The 17,548-nt window shown below is 45.8% G+C and carries 13 protein-coding genes and 1 tRNA gene; 12 read left to right on the top strand and 2 right to left on the bottom strand.

The features are described 5' to 3' along the window. Window positions 1-2: 2 nt before the first annotated feature. From BLCOC_RS19815 to BLCOC_RS19790, 6 genes are all read left to right on the top strand, one after another. Window positions 3-1,391, top strand: coding sequence for an MATE family efflux transporter (locus tag BLCOC_RS19815; protein ID WP_018598363.1), 1,389 nt, complete (start codon window positions 3-5; stop codon window positions 1,389-1,391). A gap of 249 nt (window positions 1,392-1,640) precedes the next feature. Continuing rightward, entirely contained in the window at window positions 1,641-2,075 is a 435-nt protein-coding gene (locus BLCOC_RS19810; RefSeq protein WP_018598362.1) for a MarR family winged helix-turn-helix transcriptional regulator, read from the top strand. 18 nt (window positions 2,076-2,093) lie between these two features. After that, the gene (locus BLCOC_RS19805) at window positions 2,094-4,259 is read left to right on the top strand and encodes an ABC transporter ATP-binding protein (protein WP_018598361.1); all 2,166 of its coding nucleotides are present in this window, start codon (window positions 2,094-2,096) and stop codon (window positions 4,257-4,259) included. Beyond that, window positions 4,252-6,096 (top strand): ABC transporter ATP-binding protein, encoded by a 1,845-nt coding sequence (locus BLCOC_RS19800; protein WP_018598360.1) that lies wholly within the window; start codon window positions 4,252-4,254, stop codon window positions 6,094-6,096. The genes BLCOC_RS19805 and BLCOC_RS19800 overlap by 8 nt, the downstream gene beginning before the upstream one ends. A 538-nt stretch (window positions 6,097-6,634) precedes the next feature. Then, on the top strand, window positions 6,635-7,645 hold the full coding sequence (aroF, locus tag BLCOC_RS19795; RefSeq protein ID WP_018598358.1) for a 3-deoxy-7-phosphoheptulonate synthase: 1,011 nt from the start codon (window positions 6,635-6,637) through the stop codon (window positions 7,643-7,645). A 4-nt stretch (window positions 7,646-7,649) separates the two neighbouring features. Continuing rightward, entirely contained in the window at window positions 7,650-9,857 is a 2,208-nt protein-coding gene (locus tag BLCOC_RS19790) for a DNA topoisomerase III (RefSeq protein ID WP_018598357.1), read from the top strand. Window positions 9,858-9,927: 70 nt separating this feature from the next. Here the strand turns inward: BLCOC_RS19790 and BLCOC_RS19785 are convergent, their stop codons facing one another. After that, window positions 9,928-10,281 carry an ArsR/SmtB family transcription factor gene (locus tag BLCOC_RS19785; protein WP_018598356.1) on the bottom strand — a complete coding sequence of 118 codons (354 nt, stop codon included), beginning with the start codon at window positions 10,279-10,281 and terminating at the stop codon, window positions 9,928-9,930. Between the two features lie 197 nt (window positions 10,282-10,478). Between BLCOC_RS19785 and BLCOC_RS19780 the strand changes: the two genes are divergently transcribed. The 6 genes from BLCOC_RS19780 (at window position 10,479) to BLCOC_RS19755 (ending at window position 15,774) form a co-directional block, all read left to right on the top strand. Continuing rightward, window positions 10,479-11,837, top strand: a complete 1,359-nt coding sequence (locus BLCOC_RS19780) for a citrate/2-methylcitrate synthase (protein WP_018598355.1) — start codon at window positions 10,479-10,481, stop codon at window positions 11,835-11,837. Window positions 11,838-11,998: 161 nt separating this feature from the next. Beyond that, a complete protein-coding gene (locus BLCOC_RS19775; RefSeq protein WP_018598354.1) occupies window positions 11,999-12,511 on the top strand; it encodes a YqeG family HAD IIIA-type phosphatase in 513 nt (170 codons plus the stop codon). Window positions 12,512-12,596: 85 nt separating this feature from the next. Continuing rightward, on the top strand, window positions 12,597-13,154 hold the full coding sequence (gene efp / locus BLCOC_RS19770) for an elongation factor P (RefSeq protein ID WP_029468334.1): 558 nt from the start codon (window positions 12,597-12,599) through the stop codon (window positions 13,152-13,154). Between the two features lie 543 nt (window positions 13,155-13,697). Continuing rightward, window positions 13,698-14,588, top strand: coding sequence for a DUF5688 family protein (locus tag BLCOC_RS19765; protein WP_018598351.1), 891 nt, complete (start codon window positions 13,698-13,700; stop codon window positions 14,586-14,588). Between the two features lie 125 nt (window positions 14,589-14,713). Further along, window positions 14,714-14,786: transfer RNA gene (locus BLCOC_RS19760), tRNA-Arg, on the top strand. Window positions 14,787-14,853: 67 nt separating this feature from the next. Next, entirely contained in the window at window positions 14,854-15,774 is a 921-nt protein-coding gene (locus tag BLCOC_RS19755) for an SH3 domain-containing protein (protein ID WP_018598350.1), read from the top strand. Window positions 15,775-15,833: 59 nt separating this feature from the next. Here the strand turns inward: BLCOC_RS19755 and BLCOC_RS19750 are convergent, their stop codons facing one another. Further along, the gene (locus BLCOC_RS19750; RefSeq protein ID WP_049946352.1) at window positions 15,834-17,462 is read right to left on the bottom strand and encodes a polysaccharide deacetylase family protein; all 1,629 of its coding nucleotides are present in this window, start codon (window positions 17,460-17,462) and stop codon (window positions 15,834-15,836) included. Window positions 17,463-17,548 lie beyond the last annotated feature (86 nt).

Here is a 17,548-nt window from a genome sequence, read left to right as displayed (position 1 = left end):
GAATGCAATGGATAAAAAAACTGCATGAGGCCAGTGACCAGGAGCATGATTTTTCCCGGGGTAGTGTTCCGGGGAATATCTTAAAGCTGTCCCTGCCTCTTATGGCCGGGCAGTTTATCAATGTACTTTATAGTATTGTGGACAGAATGTATATAGGACGTATTCCGGGGGCAGATTCTGCGGCGCTCACCGGTGTGGGCGTCTCATTTCCCATCATTACCGTTGTCATGGCATTTGCTTTTCTGATAGGAACCGGGGGACCGCCTCTTTGTTCCATTGCAAGAGGCAGACAGGAGGATGAGAAGGCGGAAGCCGTTATGGGCAATGCCTTTGCCATGGTGCTGATCACAGGCGTTCTGATCATTATCCTGGGTCTGGCGGTGAAGCGGCCTCTGTTGTACGCCCTTGGAGCCAGCGAAGCCACATTTCCTTATGCGGATGATTATATCAGTATTTATCTGCTGGGCAGTGTATTTGTCATGATCAGTATGGGGATGAACGGGTTTATAAACTGTCAGGGATTTGCCGGGATCGGTATGATGACTGTGCTCATAGGCGCTGTGATCAACATTGTGCTGGACCCTGTGTTTATCTTTCTGTTCCACATGGGAGTACGGGGGGCGGCCATTGCCACGGTCATATCCCAGGCTGTGTCGGCACTGTGGATCGTTCGTTTTTTGACAGGCAGGCGTACGCTTTTGAGACTCAGGGCAGGATGTATGAAGCTGAGATTGTCCTATGTAAAAGATATTCTGTCACTTGGACTTTCAGGATTTATCATGCAGGCCACCAATTGTATGGTACAGATCGTCTGCAATGTTACCCTGCAGAGCTTTGGCGGGGATATATATGTAGGGGTTATGACCATCATCAACTCCGTGCGGGAAGTTTTGAGTGTCCCTGTCAACGGGTTTACCCAGGGTGCTCAGCCTGTCATAGGTTTTAATTACGGGGCGGGAAAATATGGGAGAGTAAAGCAGGGAATCAAATTCATGTCCGCGGTCTGCATAGGATATACCACTGTGGTATGGGTTCTTACCATGCTGGTGCCGGGGGCTTTTATCGCCATTTTCAACGGCAGCGGGGAGCTGATGGAAGCAGGTGTTCATGCTATGAGGATTTATTTCTTTGGATTCTGTTTTATGTCCCTGCAGTTTTCCGGGCAGACGGTCTTTACAGGCCTTGGCAAGGCGAAGCAGGCAATTTTCTTTTCCCTGCTCAGGAAGGCAGTGATCGTGGTACCGCTCACCCTCATTCTGCCGCATATTGCAGACCTTGGAGTAAACGGCGTATTTTTAGCAGAGCCTATCTCAAATTTTATCGGGGGGACCGCATGTTTTGTTACTATGCTGTGTATTATGTGGCCTGCACTCTCAAAAGAAAAAGCATGACGAAAGAGAAAACAGTATTGACGGACGCGCATCGTGCGATTGACGAAAATATCGTCGGCACGATGCTTTTTTTCGTCTTTTTTTCTTAGGTAATTTATTGGTTCATGTAACAAAAAGATTAGGCGGCTAATAAAATAAGATTAATAAATTATAAAAAAAGGATAAAATATAAAGCTTTGTATTGAAAAATCATAAATCTTGGGATAAACTAAGTTAGTCGACTAACTAATGAGAAGGGAGGCGGAAGAAATGATGTGTGGAAATGAAGACAGTCTGCAAAGTCTGTTTATGAAAACAACCCATATGTATTTTGGCAGGGCCTACGCTGCGCTGCGGGAGATGGATGTGCATCCCAGACAGGTGCCGATGCTTCATTTGCTGGCGAGACAAGAGGGACTGAGCCAGCGGCAGATCTCGGAAGAGATGAAGATCACCCCTCCAACAGTAGCGGTCTCCATTAAAAGGATGGAGAAGTCAGGGCTGATCATCCGCAAGGCGGATGAGAAAGATCAGCGCATGAGCCGTATATATCTGAGTCCCAAAGGACGTGAACTCAGTAAAAACGTCCAGAAAATGGTTGAAGACAGTGAAAAGGCTATTTTTCATGGCTTTTCGGAGAGTGAGATCTGTCTTATGAAACGGTTTTTTAAACAGATGATCGAGAATCTGGAACAGACTAAATAAACTAAAAGGAGTGACACCATGATAAAAATGTTTCATTACATGAAAGAGCGCTGGTACTATATTGTGCTGATCATTGCTCTTTTATTCCTCCAGGCGAACTGCGATCTGGCTTTGCCTGATTACACATCCAAAATCGTCAACATAGGAATCCAGCAGAAGGGTATCGAGGACGGAGTTCCGGAAAAGATCCGGGAGGAGTCCATGGAAAAATTGTTTCTGTTTATGGAAGACAAAGACGTGGATACGGTAAAAGACGCCTATACATTAAAGGGTGATATTTACAAATTAAAAGAGATCAACAAGGATGAGAGGGAAAAGCTGAACAGTATTTTCGGTATGCCCATGATGGCTGTGGAAAGCTTTGAAGAGGACGGCGACCAGGTGAAGCAGATCAAAGAAAAGATGCAGCTTCCCGAGGACGCGGATCTGTTCCAGGTATTTTCACAGATGCCAAAAGAGCAGCTTCTGAAAATGATGGATGCTATGACCTCGAATATGAAAGATATGCCGGACTCCATTGTAACACAGGCGGCTGTGCAGTATGTACAGCAGGAGTACGAAGGACAGGGAATAGATGTGGACCAGATGCAGATCCGGTACATTCTTATGTCAGGTCTTAAAATGCTGGGACTTGCACTTGTCATAATGGTAGCTGCCATTTCCGTTACATTTTTGTCTGCAAGGGTAGCGGCTATTCTGGGAAGAAACCTGAGAAATGGCGTGTACCGGAAGGTTATATCTTTTTCCGGTGAAGAGCTGAACCATTTTTCAACGGCTTCTCTTATCACCAGAAGTACCAATGATATCCAGCAGGTACAGCAGGTGTTTGCCATGATCTTCAGAATTGTGCTCTATGCACCGATCCTGGGTATTGGCGGAGTCTTAAAAGTGCTGCAGACAGATGCATCCATGACCTGGATCCTGGGCGTGGCTGTTGCGGCGATCATTATTTTAGTAGGGCTTTTGTTTTCAATCGCAATGCCCAAATTTACAAAACTGCAGTATTTGATCGATGAGCTGAATCTGGTTTCCAGGGAAATCCTGACAGGTATTCCTGTTATCCGCGCGTTCAGCCGTGAGAAACACGAGGAGGCACGTTTTGAGGATGCCAATGAGAGGCTGACCAAAACAAACCTGTTTGTCAATCGCTGCATGACATTTATGATGCCTGCCATGATGCTGATCATGAACGGTATTACAATTCTGATCGTCTACAACGGAGCACATGCAGTGGATAACGGAACCATGCAGGTTGGAAATATGATGGCGTTTATGCAGTATGCAATGCAGATCATTATGTCCTTCCTGATGATCACCATGATGTCAATTATGCTTCCAAGGGCAAGCGTTGCGGCAAAACGTATCAATGAAGTTATGGGTACAAAGGTTTCCATTCTGGACGGCGAAGCCCATGCGCTGCCGGACAAAGGAGCAAAAGGTGAGGTTCGCTTTGAACATGTGGGATTCTCATATCCGGGTGCAGATGAGGAGACGCTTACAGATATTGACTTCTCAGCCCATAAAGGAGAGACTGTGGCATTTATCGGAAGTACAGGCAGCGGAAAGAGTACGCTGGTGAACCTGATACCGAGATTCTTCGATGTGTCATCAGGACGGATTCTGGTGGACGGTGTGGATGTCCGGGATATGAAGCTTACAGATCTGCGTGACCGCATCGGTTATGTTCCGCAGAAGGGTGTTCTTTTCTCAGGAACTATTGACTCCAATATCCGCTACGGAAAAGAGGACGCAACAGACGCAGAAGTTCAGCGGGCGGCTGAAGTGGCTCAGGCATGGGACTTCATACAGGAAAAAGAGGAGAAGGTGGATTCTGAGATAGCCCAGGGAGGTACCAATGTATCCGGCGGGCAGAAACAACGTCTCTCCATTGCCAGGGCTATTGCAAAACGGCCGGAGATCTATATTTTTGATGACAGTTTTTCTGCTCTTGACTATAAGACAGATGTGGTGCTCCGCCGTGCACTGAAAAAAGAGACAAAAGATGCTACAACTCTGATCGTTGCACAGCGTATCAGCACGATCCTGCATGCGGACCGGATCCTGGTTCTGGATGAGGGACGTGTGGTCGGTCAGGGAACCCATAAAGAGCTTTTGAAATCCTGTGAGGTATATCGTCAGATTGCCATGTCACAGCTGTCGGAGGAGGAATTGGCTAATGAGTGATACAGCGAGAAGACCGAGAGGGCCGATGGGTGGTCACGGAAAAGGAATGCCGGGCGAGAAGGCAAAAGATTTTAAGGGTGCCATGATGCGTCTGGTGAAATATATGGAGCGGTATAAGTTCAGGCTGATACTGATGGTCCTGTTTGCCGTAGGCGGTACGGTATTTAATATTGTGGGGCCTAAGATTTTAGGTAAGGCTACCACTGAACTGTTTAACGGACTGGTATCCAAGATAAACGGCGGCAGCGGAATCAATTTTGACAAGATTGTTCAGATCCTTTTGGCATGTCTCTGTCTGTACCTGGTCAGCGCCCTGCTGTCCTTTATCCAGGGATTTATTATGACAGGGATATCAAATGATGTCACATACAGCCTGAGAAAAGACATCTCCCAGAAGATCAACAGAATTCCCATGAAATATTTTGAGAGCAGGACCCACGGTGAGATTCTCTCAAGGATCACCAATGATGTGGATACCCTGCAGATGGGTATCAACCAGAGTGTAACCCAGCTCATCACGTCCTGCACCACGCTCATAGGCGTGCTTGTGATGATGCTGAGTATCAATGTATGGATGACACTGGCGGCACTGCTGATCCTTCCTATCTCAATGGCGATCATCAGCAAGGTCATGAAGCATTCACAAAAATATTTCCAGGCACAGCAGAAGTATCTGGGTGAAGTAAACGGACAGGTGGAGGAGATTTATAGCGGACATAATGTTGTAAAGGCATTTAACAAGGAAGAGTCCGTGATCAGCGAATTTGAGAAGACCAATGAAAAGCTGTACAGCTCTGCATGGCGCTCTCAGTTTTTCTCCGGTATGATGATGCCTATCATGCAGTTTGTGGGTAACCTGGGATATGTGATGGTTGCTCTGTTGGGCGGATTCATGGTGATCAAGAGCAAGATCGAAGTAGGTGATGTGCAGGCGTTTTTCCAGTATATCAGAAACTTCACACAGCCTATCCAACAGATCGCCCAGGTGACAAATATGCTGCAGTCCTCGGCAGCGGCATCTGAGAGAGTGTTTGAATTCCTGGATGTTGAGGAGGAAGAGCAGACAGTGGAAAACCCGGCAGATGTCAGCCATGTTGACGGCAATGTAGAAATCCGCCACACATCATTTGGATATGACCCCAATAAGATCATTATCCATGACTTCTCCGCAGATATAAAAGCAGGGCAGAAGGTGGCTATTGTGGGTCCCACAGGTGCCGGCAAGACAACCATGATCAAACTGCTGATGCGGTTCTATGATGTCAATTCCGGAGAGATCCTGATCGATGGTCATAACATCAAGGACTTTAACAGAAGTGAGCTGCGTGAGCTGTTTGGTATGGTCTTGCAGGATACCTGGCTGTTCCACGGAACAATTATGGAAAATATCCGCTATGGCCGTCTGGATGCCACAGATGAAGAGGTCATTGCAGCGGCAAAGGCAGCACATGCCCATCACTTTATCATGTCACAGCCCGGTGGTTATCAGATGGTGCTGAACGAAGAGACAAACAATATCTCCCAGGGACAGAAACAGCTTCTGACCATTGCCAGAGCAATTCTGGCGGATAACAGGCTGCTGATCCTGGATGAAGCTACTTCCTCTGTGGATACAAGAACAGAAGAGCGTATCCAAAAGGCCATGGATAATCTGATGAAGGGTAGAACCAGTTTTGTGATCGCCCACAGGCTGTCCACTATCCGGGATGCGGATCTGATCCTTGTTATGAAAGACGGAGATATTATTGAACAGGGAACTCATAAAGCCTTGCTGGAAGCCGGCGGATTTTATGCAAACCTGTATAACAGCCAGTTTGAGAAGGCAGAGGCCATGTAAACTTAGAGGCTGAAATTATTTAAATAAAAGTATTTGGAACGTCAGTGCCGAAGTGGTCCCGGCGTTCTGAGACTCCGGTCAAAGGACCGGACAGAACTGCTGTCGTCAATTTGTAAAAACGGTGGTTTTGTCCCGGGTATTTCGGTAAACCGCCGAAATTGTTCTTTGGCAGGAGTCTTTTTTGCATAGAAAACTCTCCGGGCAGGATATGACGCGTTCATGGTTTAAAGCGTTACGGTTTAAAATGGTAAAACAATTTTAGATAAAAAGATTGACAAAGCAGATGCAGGGTAGTATGATTGGGAATATCAAAGTGAGATTGAGGTTTTATTATGTCAGCAGAAAAGAACGTATGGACAAAAGCATATTATTTTGGCTTTCTGGGTTATTTTTATAACGCGGGTTCTTTTTGCTACGGTAAAACATCTATTTCATAAGATCTTTTAAAGAATTGAAAGATACTGAAAATAGGCCGGTGTTTGCGCGTAGCAGACATCGGTTTTTTTTGTCTGAATTTATGAATGGGAGGAATTAGAACATGATCATTGTACTGAAAAAGAACGCGGACGAAAAAAAGGTGGAGGAGCTGAAGGAAAGCCTGATCCGGCGGGGACTGAGACTTCATATGTCACAGGGGCTGGATACCATGCTGATCGGATTGATCGGAGATACCACAGAGCTGCAGGAGGACCAGTTTCAGGCACTGGAAATAGTGGAATCTGTGAAAAGGATCAAGGAGCCGTATAAGAAAGCAAACAGAAGTATGCACCCGGAGGATACTGTGGTCGATGTGTGCCAAAGAAAGATCGGCGGCGGAAATTTTCAGGTGATCGCCGGGCCTTGCTCTGTGGAGACCAGGGAACAGATGATCAAAGTGGCTGAGGATGTGAAGAACTCCGGAGCCGGACTTTTAAGAGGCGGGGCATTTAAGCCGAGAACCTCCCCCTACTCCTTCCAAGGGCTGGGAGATGAAGGACTCAAATTGCTGCTGGAGGCCAAGAAGCAGACCGGTCTTCCTATTGTGACAGAGATTATGCGTCTGGGGCATCTGGACCTCTTTGAGGATGTGGATGTGATACAGGTTGGTACCAGAAATATGCAGAACTTTGAGCTTTTGAAAGAGCTGGGAAAACTGAAAAAACCCATTCTTCTGAAACGCGGCATGGCAAACACCCTGGATGAATTGCTTATGAGTGCAGAATATATTATGGCAGGCGGAAATGAACAAGTGATCCTCTGCGAGAGAGGTATCCGCACCTTTGAGACTTCCATGAGGAATACACTGGATATATCAGCCATCCCTATGCTGAAGAAGAAGACACATCTGCCTGTCATCATTGATCCAAGCCACGCGGCGGGCATCCGTTTCATGGTGGAGCCTCTTACTATGGCGGCAATTGCGGCGGGAGCTGACGGTGTAATGATAGAAGTGCACAATGATCCGGAAAAAGCCCTGTGTGACGGCATGCAGTCTTTGACACCGGCCATGTTTGACGATATAATGCAGAAGGTGAAGAAGACAACAGAATTTTTCGGAAAGGTAATGTAATTTCATGAAATCATTAGTTTTAGCAGAAAAACCGTCCGTTGCCCGGGATATTGCCAGGGTGCTAAAATGCGGCAGAAAATTAAACGGAGCCATGGAGGGCGATAAATACATTGTATCCTGGGCACTGGGCCATCTTGTCACGTTAGACGACCCGGAAGGGTATGACAAGAAGTACAGAGAGTGGAAAATGGAGCATCTTCCCATGATCCCCAAGAAAATGGAGCTGGTGGTGATCAAACAGACGGCCAAGCAGTACAATGCTGTGAAAACACAGCTTTACAGAAACGACGTGGGAGAAATCATCATTGCCACTGACGCCGGCCGGGAGGGAGAGCTTGTAGCCAGATGGATACTGGAAAAAGCAAACTGCCGAAAGCCCATCAAACGTCTGTGGATCTCTTCTGTCACAGACAAGGCCATCCGTGACGGCTTTGCAAATCTGAGAGACGGAAGAGACTACAATAACCTGTACGCAGCGGCTGTATCCCGTGCGGAAGCTGACTGGCTGGTGGGGATCAATGCCACAAGGGCACTCACCTGCAAATACAATGCTCAGCTCTCCTGCGGGCGTGTCCAGACCCCCACACTGGCCATGATAGCCAAGCGGGAGGAGGAGATCAGAAACTTCAAGCCGGTTGATTACTATGGCATGACAGTGCAGTCCCAGGGTATACATTTTACCTGGCAGGACAAAAAGAGCGGTTCCTGCCGTTCCTTCCAGAAGGAGAAGATGGAGAGCCTGTTAAATCAGGTAAAAGCAGGCTCCCTTACCATAGAATCCGTGGAGAAGACGGCAAAAAAGACCTTCTCACCAGGACTTTATGATCTGACAGAGCTTCAGAGAGATGCAAATAAAAAGTATGGTTTATCCGCAAAGGAGACGCTGAACATTATGCAGCGTCTGTATGAAAACCACAAAGTCTTGACGTATCCGAGGACCGATTCCCGCTACATCGGAAGCGATGTGGTGGGGACCCTGAAAGAAAGACTGAAGGCCTGTGCGGTAGGACCCTATCGGAAGCTGGCCGGCAGCCTTTCCATGAAGCCCATAAAAGCAAGCAAATCCTTTGTGGATGACAAGAAGGTGAGCGATCACCATGCGATCATCCCCACCGAGCAGTTTGTCCAGTTGGACCATATGACAAATGAGGAGCGCAAGATCTATGATCTGGTGGTGCGCCGCTTTTTGAGTGTTCTCATGCCGCCTTTTGAATATGAGCAGACAACCATAAAAGCCCAGGCAGCAGGAGAAATATTCTTGGCAAAAGGCAAAATAGTAAAAAGTCCGGGCTGGAAAGAAGCCTATGAGAGCGGCTGGACCGACGACGATGATGAGGAGGAATACAGCGGCAGCCAGGAGCCGGCCCTGAAGGATCAGACACTTCCGACCGTCAAAAAAGGCGACACATTCCCGGCTTCCAAAGCTGAGCTGACCACAGGAAAAACAAAACCTCCGGCTCATTTCAACGAGGCGACCCTGCTCTCAGCCATGGAGAATCCTGTGAAGTTTATGGAGAGCCATGATGCCAAAGCGGCTAAAACACTGGGGGAGACAGGCGGACTGGGAACGGTTGCAACCCGCGCAGATATCATTGATAAACTGTTCAACACTTTTCTGATGGAAAAACGAGGCAAAGATATCTACATCACCTCCAAGGCAAAGCAGCTTCTGGAGTTGGTGCCTGAGGACTTGAAAAAACCGGAGTTGACGGCTGACTGGGAGATGAAGCTCTCAAAGATTGCAGAGGGCAGACTGAAAAAAGATACATTCCTCTCTGATATTAAAGATTACACCCAGGATATCATACAGGAAATTAAAACAGGGGACGGCACTTTCCGCCATGACAACCTGACCAATACAAAATGTCCTGTCTGCGGCAAGCGCATGCTCTCGGTAAACGGCAAAAACAGCAGGCTTTTAGTCTGCCAGGACCGCGAATGCGGCCACCGTGAGACTATTTCCCGCACAACCAACGCCCGCTGTCCAAAATGCCATAAACGCATGGAGCTTTATGTCAAAGGCAAGGAAGAGACCTTCATCTGCCCCTGCGGATACAAGGAAAAGCTCTCCTCCTTCCAGTCACGCAGAGAAAAGGAAGGTGCCGGCGTCTCTAAAAAAGATGTTCAGAAATATCTCACCAAACAAAAAAAAGAAGCCGCCGAACCGCTGAATAATGCCTTTGCCGACGCCTTCGCAAAACTGAAACTATAATAAAAACTGCCGTTGTCCGGCTTTCAAAATATCACGGATGTTGAGAAAGCCGGACAGCGCCATCTGCTGATCACTCCTGCACATGCTCCAGCCCCTGGCTGAGTATGGTCTCCACATGTGTATCTGCCAAAGAATAATAGACTGTCTTACCGTCTCTTCGGAACTTTACCAGTTTGATCTGCTTCAACACTCTGAGCTGATGGGAAATTGCGCTCTGTGTCATATTCAGCACGGAAGCGATATCACATACACACAGCTCCCCGGCTGACAAAGCATACAAGATCCGAATTCTGGTGGGATCTCCAAAAACCTTGAACAAATCTGCCAGTCCATATAGTGTATTTTCATCGGGTATTACCTTTTTTTGTATATGTTCATGTGTATGCACGCAATCACACATCTCTACAGTTTCATCCATTTTCATAAGCGAATCATTCCTTTCCTTCCCTATAGTTTAAAGGAAAAAATCCTTTTCTGCAAGTATATCCAATGCAAAAACATTGTTATGTCTGATAAATTTATAGAATGTTTAGAAAAATTTTTCTTGTTACCGGCCTTTTCTTATGGTAAAATATCGTTATGCTAAAGCGATGAAGATAAAAGAACAAGGGGGAATCTAAAATGGGATTTAATATGAAAGTAACACCTGAAATCGAAGCCCTTACAAAGATTTGCGAGGATCACAGCAAGATGGACGTGTCCCTCTATGGGAAGTATGATGTAAAACGAGGCCTGCGTGATATTAACGGAAAAGGCGTTCTTGCCGGACTGACCCAGATATCCAACATAGTCTCAAGTAAAGAAGAAGACGGAAAATCCGTTCCCTGTGAAGGAGAGCTGTACTACAGAGGAATCAACATTGAGGAATTGACAAAAGGCTTTCTTCAAGAGAAGCGTTTTGGATTTGAAGAAGCAACCTACCTGTTGTTGTTCGGAACACTGCCCACACAGGAGCAGTTAGATGATTTCTGCAAGATACTTGGCGAGCAGAGATGTCTGCCGCGGAACTTTGTCCGTGATGTCATTATGAAAGCTCCCAGCAGGGACATGATGAATACTCTTTCCAGAAGTGTTCTTACCTTATATTCCTATGATACGAATCCGGAGGACATATCTCTTCCGAATGTACTCCGCCAATGCATCAATCTGATCAGTATTTTCCCGATGCTGTCCGTTTACGGATATCAGGCACACCGCCACTATAACCAGAATAAAAGCTTATACATACATAATCCGAAAAAGGAACTGTCCACGGCTGAGAACATTCTGTTAATGCTGCGGCCGGATAAAAAGTATACGCCATTTGAGGCAACCATTCTAGATTTGGCACTGGTACTGCATATGGAGCACGGCGGTGGTAACAACTCGACATTTACCACACACGTGGTTTCTTCCTCAGGAACAGATACCTATTCTGCCATAGCAGCAGCTCTCGGTTCCCTAAAAGGCCCCAAGCACGGTGGTGCCAACATCAAGGTTGTCCGCATGTTCGACGATCTGAAGAAGCATGTAAAGGATTGGAAGGACGAGGAGGAAGTGTCAGATTATCTCAGAAAACTGCTCCACAAGGAAGCGTTTGATAAGAGAGGCCTGATCTATGGTATGGGCCATGCGGTATATTCCATATCCGACCCGCGTGCCCAGATATTCAAAAAATTTGTTAAGCAGCTAGCAGAAGAAAAGGGCAGACAGAAGGATTACCAGCTCTACGAGATGGTAGAGCGTCTGGCACCGGAGATCATCGGACAGGAGCGTCACATTTACAAAGGTGTAAGTGCCAATGTGGACTTCTACAGCGGTTTTGTGTACAGTATGTTGGAGCTTCCTCTTGAATTATATACCCCCATGTTCGCCATTGCCAGGATCGTGGGTTGGAGCGCGCACCGCATGGAAGAGCTGATCAACACAGATAAGATCATTCGTCCGGCTTATAAAAATGTATTGGAGACACAGCGGTATACAGTTCTGGGAGAAAGATAATACGAAAAGAATTGACAAACACCTGGGAAAACTGTTACCATCACGGTATACCAAGCACATCTGATGTGCGGATGCCGTGGAGAATATATGTTTTCAAGAAACGCGGCAGGGATAGAGCCATGCCGCGTTTTATTATGCATACAGATAGGAGAGAGCTAGTCATGTTTCGCACTTTTTTTCCGGACGAATATTTGGATTCCACATATGTAATCGATTTTGAAAAGTTGTATGCCCAGGGATATAGAGGGCTGATATTTGACATTGACAATACCCTGGTGCCTCATGGTGCGCCTGCGGATAAGCGGGCAAAGGCCCTTTTTAAAAGGCTGAAGAAAATTGGGTTTCAGTGCTGCCTCTTGTCTAATAACCAGTATGAAAGGGTCTCTTCCTTTAATAAGGATGTTCAGGTGCATTTTATAGAGAATGCCCATAAGCCTTCCCGGAAAAATTACAGAAGAGCTATGGAGCTGATGGGAACAGATTTGGAGACTACTGTGTTTGTGGGGGATCAGCTCTTTACAGATGTGTATGGGGCAAAGAGGACCGGTATGCACAATATTTTGGTAAAACCGATTCATCCGAAAGAGGAGATTCAGATTGTTTTAAAGCGGAAATTGGAAAAAATCGTCCTTTATTTTTACAGGAATGACCAAAGAAAGCGAAAAAACAGTTGAAAAATCGGAAGAGGTATTATACAATGGAGTACAGTGGAAAAAGAGATGCTTTTCCAATGGAAGAATTTAAGGAGGAATATTCATTATGATATCAGCAGGAGATTTTAAAAATGGTCTCACTCTGGAAATTGATGGCAATGTAGTGCAGATTATGGAATTCCAGCACGTAAAACCTGGAAAGGGTGCTGCTTTCGTAAGAACAAAATTAAAAAATGTTATCAATGGCGGTGTTGTGGAGAAGACTTTCAGACCTACTGAGAAATTCCCGCAGGCACGTATTGACCGTGTGGACATGCAGTATTTATACAATGATGGTGATTTATATTACTTTATGAACAATGAGACATATGATCAGATTGCCATTGACGATCAGACTGTGGGCGATGCGCTGAAGTTCGTAAAAGAGAATGAAACTGTAAAGGTATGTTCCTACAACGGGAATGTATTCGCTATCGAAGCTCCGTTATTCGTTGAACTGGATATTATTGATACAGAACCGGGATTCAAAGGTGACACAGCTCAGGGAGCTACAAAACCTGCTACTGTTGAGACCGGTGCAGTTGTATATGTTCCGTTATTCGTAGATCAGGGTGATAAAATTAAAATCGATACAAGAACAGGAGAATATCTGTCAAGAGTTTGATATGACAGTTAAAAGAAAAGCCTGTAAAAAAGTGTAAAAAAGCCTGGAAAGTTGAATCTCCAGGCTTTCTTTTATTTTCACTTCTCGGCAAAGGGCCATAAAAAAGGAGGGCCGGGTACGCAATGACCCGGCAGTATGAAAAAGAAAAGATATATATGAAAAAGGTTTTGTCCTTTGATGGTTATTACTATAGAGGATAAATGTGAAAAATCTGTGGTGAAAATTTAAAAGAATTGTGAAAAAAATAAATCATAAATCAAAAAGAAAACATGAAAATATTTTAATATCTACTTGAAAAAACATTTATACTCCTGTATAATAATATTTACATTTTTATTGCGTATACCAGTCAGGTATAGATCAGTATTCTTGCACATTCGTGCAGTATTTTCCAATTACAGCAGAACAGAATATTTATGGACTGTCAAAGGGAAAAGTATGTCCATTTGCAGCCCTTAAATAGAAGAGGCAGTATTTTTTACTGTCTATGCACCTATACGGCAAAATGCCGGAAGGCAGAATAAAAGAAAGAGAGGTTCACAGATGGACTACAAAACATTTACACAGGAGATACTCAGCAGCCTGAGGAAAAAAGCCGGAGAAAAGACAGTCACTCTACACAGGATCGAGAAAAACAATGGAAAGATTCTGGACGCTGTCACGATCATGGAGAGAGGGGCAAACATCGCGCCTACCATTTATCTGGCAGATTTTTATGACTTTTTCAAACACGGCATGTCTTTGGAGGAGGTGGCACTTAAAATCTTGGAGCTTAACACAGAGAGGCAGTTGGAGGAGGGAGAGTTTCAAAATGCTGGATTTGAAGATTACAAGAGGGCGAGAAGCCATATCTGCTACAAACTGATCAACTTTGAAATGAACAGGAAACTTCTGAAAAATGTACCCTATATCCCCTATCTTGATCTGGCTGTTGTATTTTATTACCGGCTTGATGAGGAAATCCTGAACGGGGCAAATTTTCTGGTTCATAACTGTAATCTGGAATCCTGGGGGATAACGCTTCAGGAAATATATGATGACGCCCATAAAAATACAAGCCGCCGACTGCCTTTTACCTTTCAGGGAATGGAGGCACTGATCCGGCAGATGACAGGAGAAGATGATTTTTTGTCTTTTGGTCTTCAGAAAAAGGAGCAGATGTATATCCTTACCAATGAAGAGAAATATTACGGTGCTGCGGTGATCCTCTATCCCCATGTACTGTCCCACATTAGCAGACTTCTGCACAGCAATTTCTTCGTGCTGCCCAGCAGCATTCATGAATGTATTCTTGTGCCTGATTCCGGGCAGTTTACCAAAAAAGAATTGGAGACTATGGTCAGGGAGGTCAATGAGACCCAGGTGGAGGACGAGGAGGTCCTGTCCCAAAATGTTTACTATTATGACAGCAAAAAGGAGGCGCTAATCCTGTAAAAGTGGGGGATAGCCGCCGAAATCTGCTGGTTTTCGGCGGCGTATGCCCAAATTTCTGCGTAAGGCTTTACAATTTCAAAAATATGTGGTAATATACTAGGGATGTCATTTCTAAGAAGACATATGCACTCGTAGCTCAGGGGATAGAGCAGTGGTTTCCGGTACCACGTGTCGGGGGTTCGAATCCCTCCGGGTGTGTTTGGTGCTTTGGGGAAAAGCATTGGAATAAGGGAATGAAGGGTAACAGTCTTGAAGGAGGACAAGGATGTTAGACAATTTCAGAGAATGGCTTTCAGACAATCTGAGGTATATTCTTCTGGGTCTGGCTATTTTGGTCGTTCTGGTGGTTCTGTTTTTCGGCATTAAAGCCCTGACGGGTGGAGCTTCTGATAAAGATAAGAAGCCGGATGCGCAGACAGAGCAGCAGAAAGGGTCTGACGATACCAAGAAATCGAAAGATTCTGATGCTGATGCAAAAGCACAGGACGAGAAAAAAGAGGATGAAAACTCTTTGGAGAAAAATGCATACCCTGAAGTAAATTCTTTGATTGATGCATTTTATACAGCCTGGGGCGATAAAAATGTTGACCGTATGAAGGAGCTTACGGACAGTTTTGACGCCACAGATGAAGCGAAAGTATTGAATGCTACTTATATTGAAAGTTACAGTAATATCAATGTATATACAAAAAAAGGTCTCACGGATGACAGCTATGTAGTATTTGTGTCCTATGATCTGAAGTTTACGGATGTAGCTACACCAGCTCCGGGACTTGCGCAGCTTTATGTGGTCAAAAAGGATGATAAATATACGATCCACAATGACAAGAGTGATACAGAGGTCAATGAATATATTGACAAGACCAATCAGGATGAGGATGTAAAGAAGCTGATCAGCGAGGTGGAGACCAACCTGAATAAAGCTATGGAATCGGATGCTGATCTGAAAGCATTTGAGGAACAGCTGGGACAGGAGACCAGTATGGCGTCCATGGCAGACAACGGTTCAACATTGACAACACAGGATGTCTGCAATATGCGTTCTGAGGCGGGAACAGACGGAGAAATCCTTCAGGAACTGCAGGCGGGAACAAAAGTGACAAAGGTTGACAATGCAGAGAACAATTGGATCCAAGTAGAATATAACGGTCAGACCGGTTATATTTTCGGAGATTTATTACAGTAATTACAGTAAAATAAAACTGCTGTACAGTGATGAAATTCGCTGTACAGCAGTTTTTTGCTTTATCTGAGAGCGCCGTATGCAATGCCTTCGCCCAGAGAGATTCCTTTGGCAGCAGCCAGTTCACTGACAGTGACCATTTGGAAGCCTTTGGCTTTAAGCGCCGGTACGATCATATCTACTGCATCTGCAGTGGGACCGTGGATATCATGCATGAGGATCACATCTCCATCCTGGGCAGCCATGACCGCGTCGTAAGTGCTCTGCGCGTCTCTGGTTTTCCAGTCCAGTGTATCCACAGACCAGAGGATCATGGGAAGCCCCACATTGGACTTGGTGGTGGAATTATAGGCGCCGTAGGGTGGACGTACCAGGGTAGCTCCATGTCCCGTGATAGCTGCTATGCTGCTGTTGGTGGAACCTACCTCGTCCTGTACACCTGAGGCATCCAGGGAATCCAGGCTAACGTGATCATATGTGTGGTTAGCCAGCTCACAGCCCATACTGTCCATTTTTTTGACTGCGTCAGGATAATTTGAAACATTCTTGCCAAGCATGAAAAAGGTTGCTTTTGCCCCGTTTGCCTGCAGTGTATCAAGAATTCTTTCCGTGTATTTTCCGGGACCGTCATCGAATGTGAGGGCAACCATTGGGCCGGAACCCGCAGCGGCAGTTTTTGCCGCTGCTTTGCTGTCCCAGACACCATTGTCTTTCAGGAAATACGCTTTGCCGTCAACTGTGATCCATCCTGTTGCCATACTGCCGTCTTTGTTCAGATAGTACCAGTCTTTTCCGATCTGGAGCCATCCGGTATTAGCAGTACCGTTACTCTTCAGGTAGTACCATTTACCGTTGTCCTCTATCCAGCCTTTTCCTGCCAGGGTACCGTCTTCCTTCAGATAGTATTTCTTACCATCCATTGTCACCCAGCCGGTCTGAGGCTTGCCGTCTTCACCGAGATAATATTTCTTTCCGTCTTTTTCTTCCCAGGAGTTCGTGACCATCTTGCCTTCACTGTCCAGGAAGAAATTGGTGCCGTCAGAGGTGACCCATCCGATCATCATAGCACCGTCTTCATCACGGAAGTAATACCAGGAATCCTCGATCTCTTTCCAGCCGGTACTTATGGACCCACTGCTGTCCAGATAGTAGCGGTTGCCGTCACGCTCTACCCATCCCGAGGCCATTGAGCCGTCATCCTGCAGATAATAGCTCTTGCCGTCCACGTCTATCCATCCGGTAGCCATGGTTCCGTCATCCTTCAGATAGTACCACTTTTCGTCATTTTTGACCCAGCCGGTCTTGGGAACTCCGCTTTCATCCAGATAATACCAGGATTCTCCTTCGGGCTGTACCCAGCCGGATGCGGGAGTGCCGTTTTCCTTCAGGTAATACCGCTTACCCTTATCGGTAACCCATCCGGTTTTAACATACCCTTCATCGTCGAAATAGTAGCGGGTCCCGTCCACTTCACGCCAGGTGTTCTCAATGACAACACCGTCGTGATAGACGAATTTCCTGCCGGAGTCATTATAGACCCAGTGGTCTTCCTTCAGGGCTTCCTTCTTGTTGTTGTAGGTGTCCATGCTGGCTTTTACCGCAGAAAAAATATACTTTGGCACAAAAATCAGCACGGCTCCCAGGATGCAGGTCAGCAGAAGGATGCCCGCGGTTTTCTTTTTGTTTTTCATTACATTAACCCCTTTGTAATTCATATGTCCGATCATGGTCTGATCGGGCACATTCATAAGTACACGTTATCATTATACTATCGCAT

Origin of the sequence: Blautia coccoides (assembly GCF_034355335.1) — a bacterium.
In the GTDB taxonomy this organism is placed as follows: Bacteria; Bacillota; Clostridia; order Lachnospirales; family Lachnospiraceae; genus Blautia; species Blautia producta.
Note: the sequence above shows the minus strand (reverse complement) of the source record. Positions and strands in the feature narration are given on the sequence as shown.

What these genes read in the sequence shown, in the direction of transcription:
- BLCOC_RS19780 (WP_018598355.1), top strand. Translation starts at nt 10,479, where the DNA reads ATGGGATTTAATATGAAAGTAACACCTGAAATCGAAGCCCTTACAAAG.
- BLCOC_RS19815 (WP_018598363.1), top strand. Translation starts at nt 3, where the DNA reads ATGCAATGGATAAAAAAACTGCATGAGGCCAGTGACCAGGAGCATGAT.
- BLCOC_RS19810 (WP_018598362.1), top strand. Translation starts at nt 1,641, where the DNA reads ATGATGTGTGGAAATGAAGACAGTCTGCAAAGTCTGTTTATGAAAACA.
- BLCOC_RS19785 (WP_018598356.1), bottom strand. Translation starts at nt 10,281, where the DNA reads ATGAAAATGGATGAAACTGTAGAGATGTGTGATTGCGTGCATACACAT.
- BLCOC_RS19755 (WP_018598350.1), top strand. Translation starts at nt 14,854, where the DNA reads ATGTTAGACAATTTCAGAGAATGGCTTTCAGACAATCTGAGGTATATT.
- BLCOC_RS19800 (WP_018598360.1), top strand. Translation starts at nt 4,252, where the DNA reads ATGAGTGATACAGCGAGAAGACCGAGAGGGCCGATGGGTGGTCACGGA.
- BLCOC_RS19775 (WP_018598354.1), top strand. Translation starts at nt 11,999, where the DNA reads ATGTTTCGCACTTTTTTTCCGGACGAATATTTGGATTCCACATATGTA.
- BLCOC_RS19750 (WP_049946352.1), bottom strand. Translation starts at nt 17,462, where the DNA reads ATGAAAAACAAAAAGAAAACCGCGGGCATCCTTCTGCTGACCTGCATC.
- BLCOC_RS19790 (WP_018598357.1), top strand. Translation starts at nt 7,650, where the DNA reads ATGAAATCATTAGTTTTAGCAGAAAAACCGTCCGTTGCCCGGGATATT.
- aroF (WP_018598358.1), top strand. Translation starts at nt 6,635, where the DNA reads ATGATCATTGTACTGAAAAAGAACGCGGACGAAAAAAAGGTGGAGGAG.
- BLCOC_RS19765 (WP_018598351.1), top strand. Translation starts at nt 13,698, where the DNA reads ATGGACTACAAAACATTTACACAGGAGATACTCAGCAGCCTGAGGAAA.
- efp (WP_029468334.1), top strand. Translation starts at nt 12,597, where the DNA reads ATGATATCAGCAGGAGATTTTAAAAATGGTCTCACTCTGGAAATTGAT.
- BLCOC_RS19805 (WP_018598361.1), top strand. Translation starts at nt 2,094, where the DNA reads ATGATAAAAATGTTTCATTACATGAAAGAGCGCTGGTACTATATTGTG.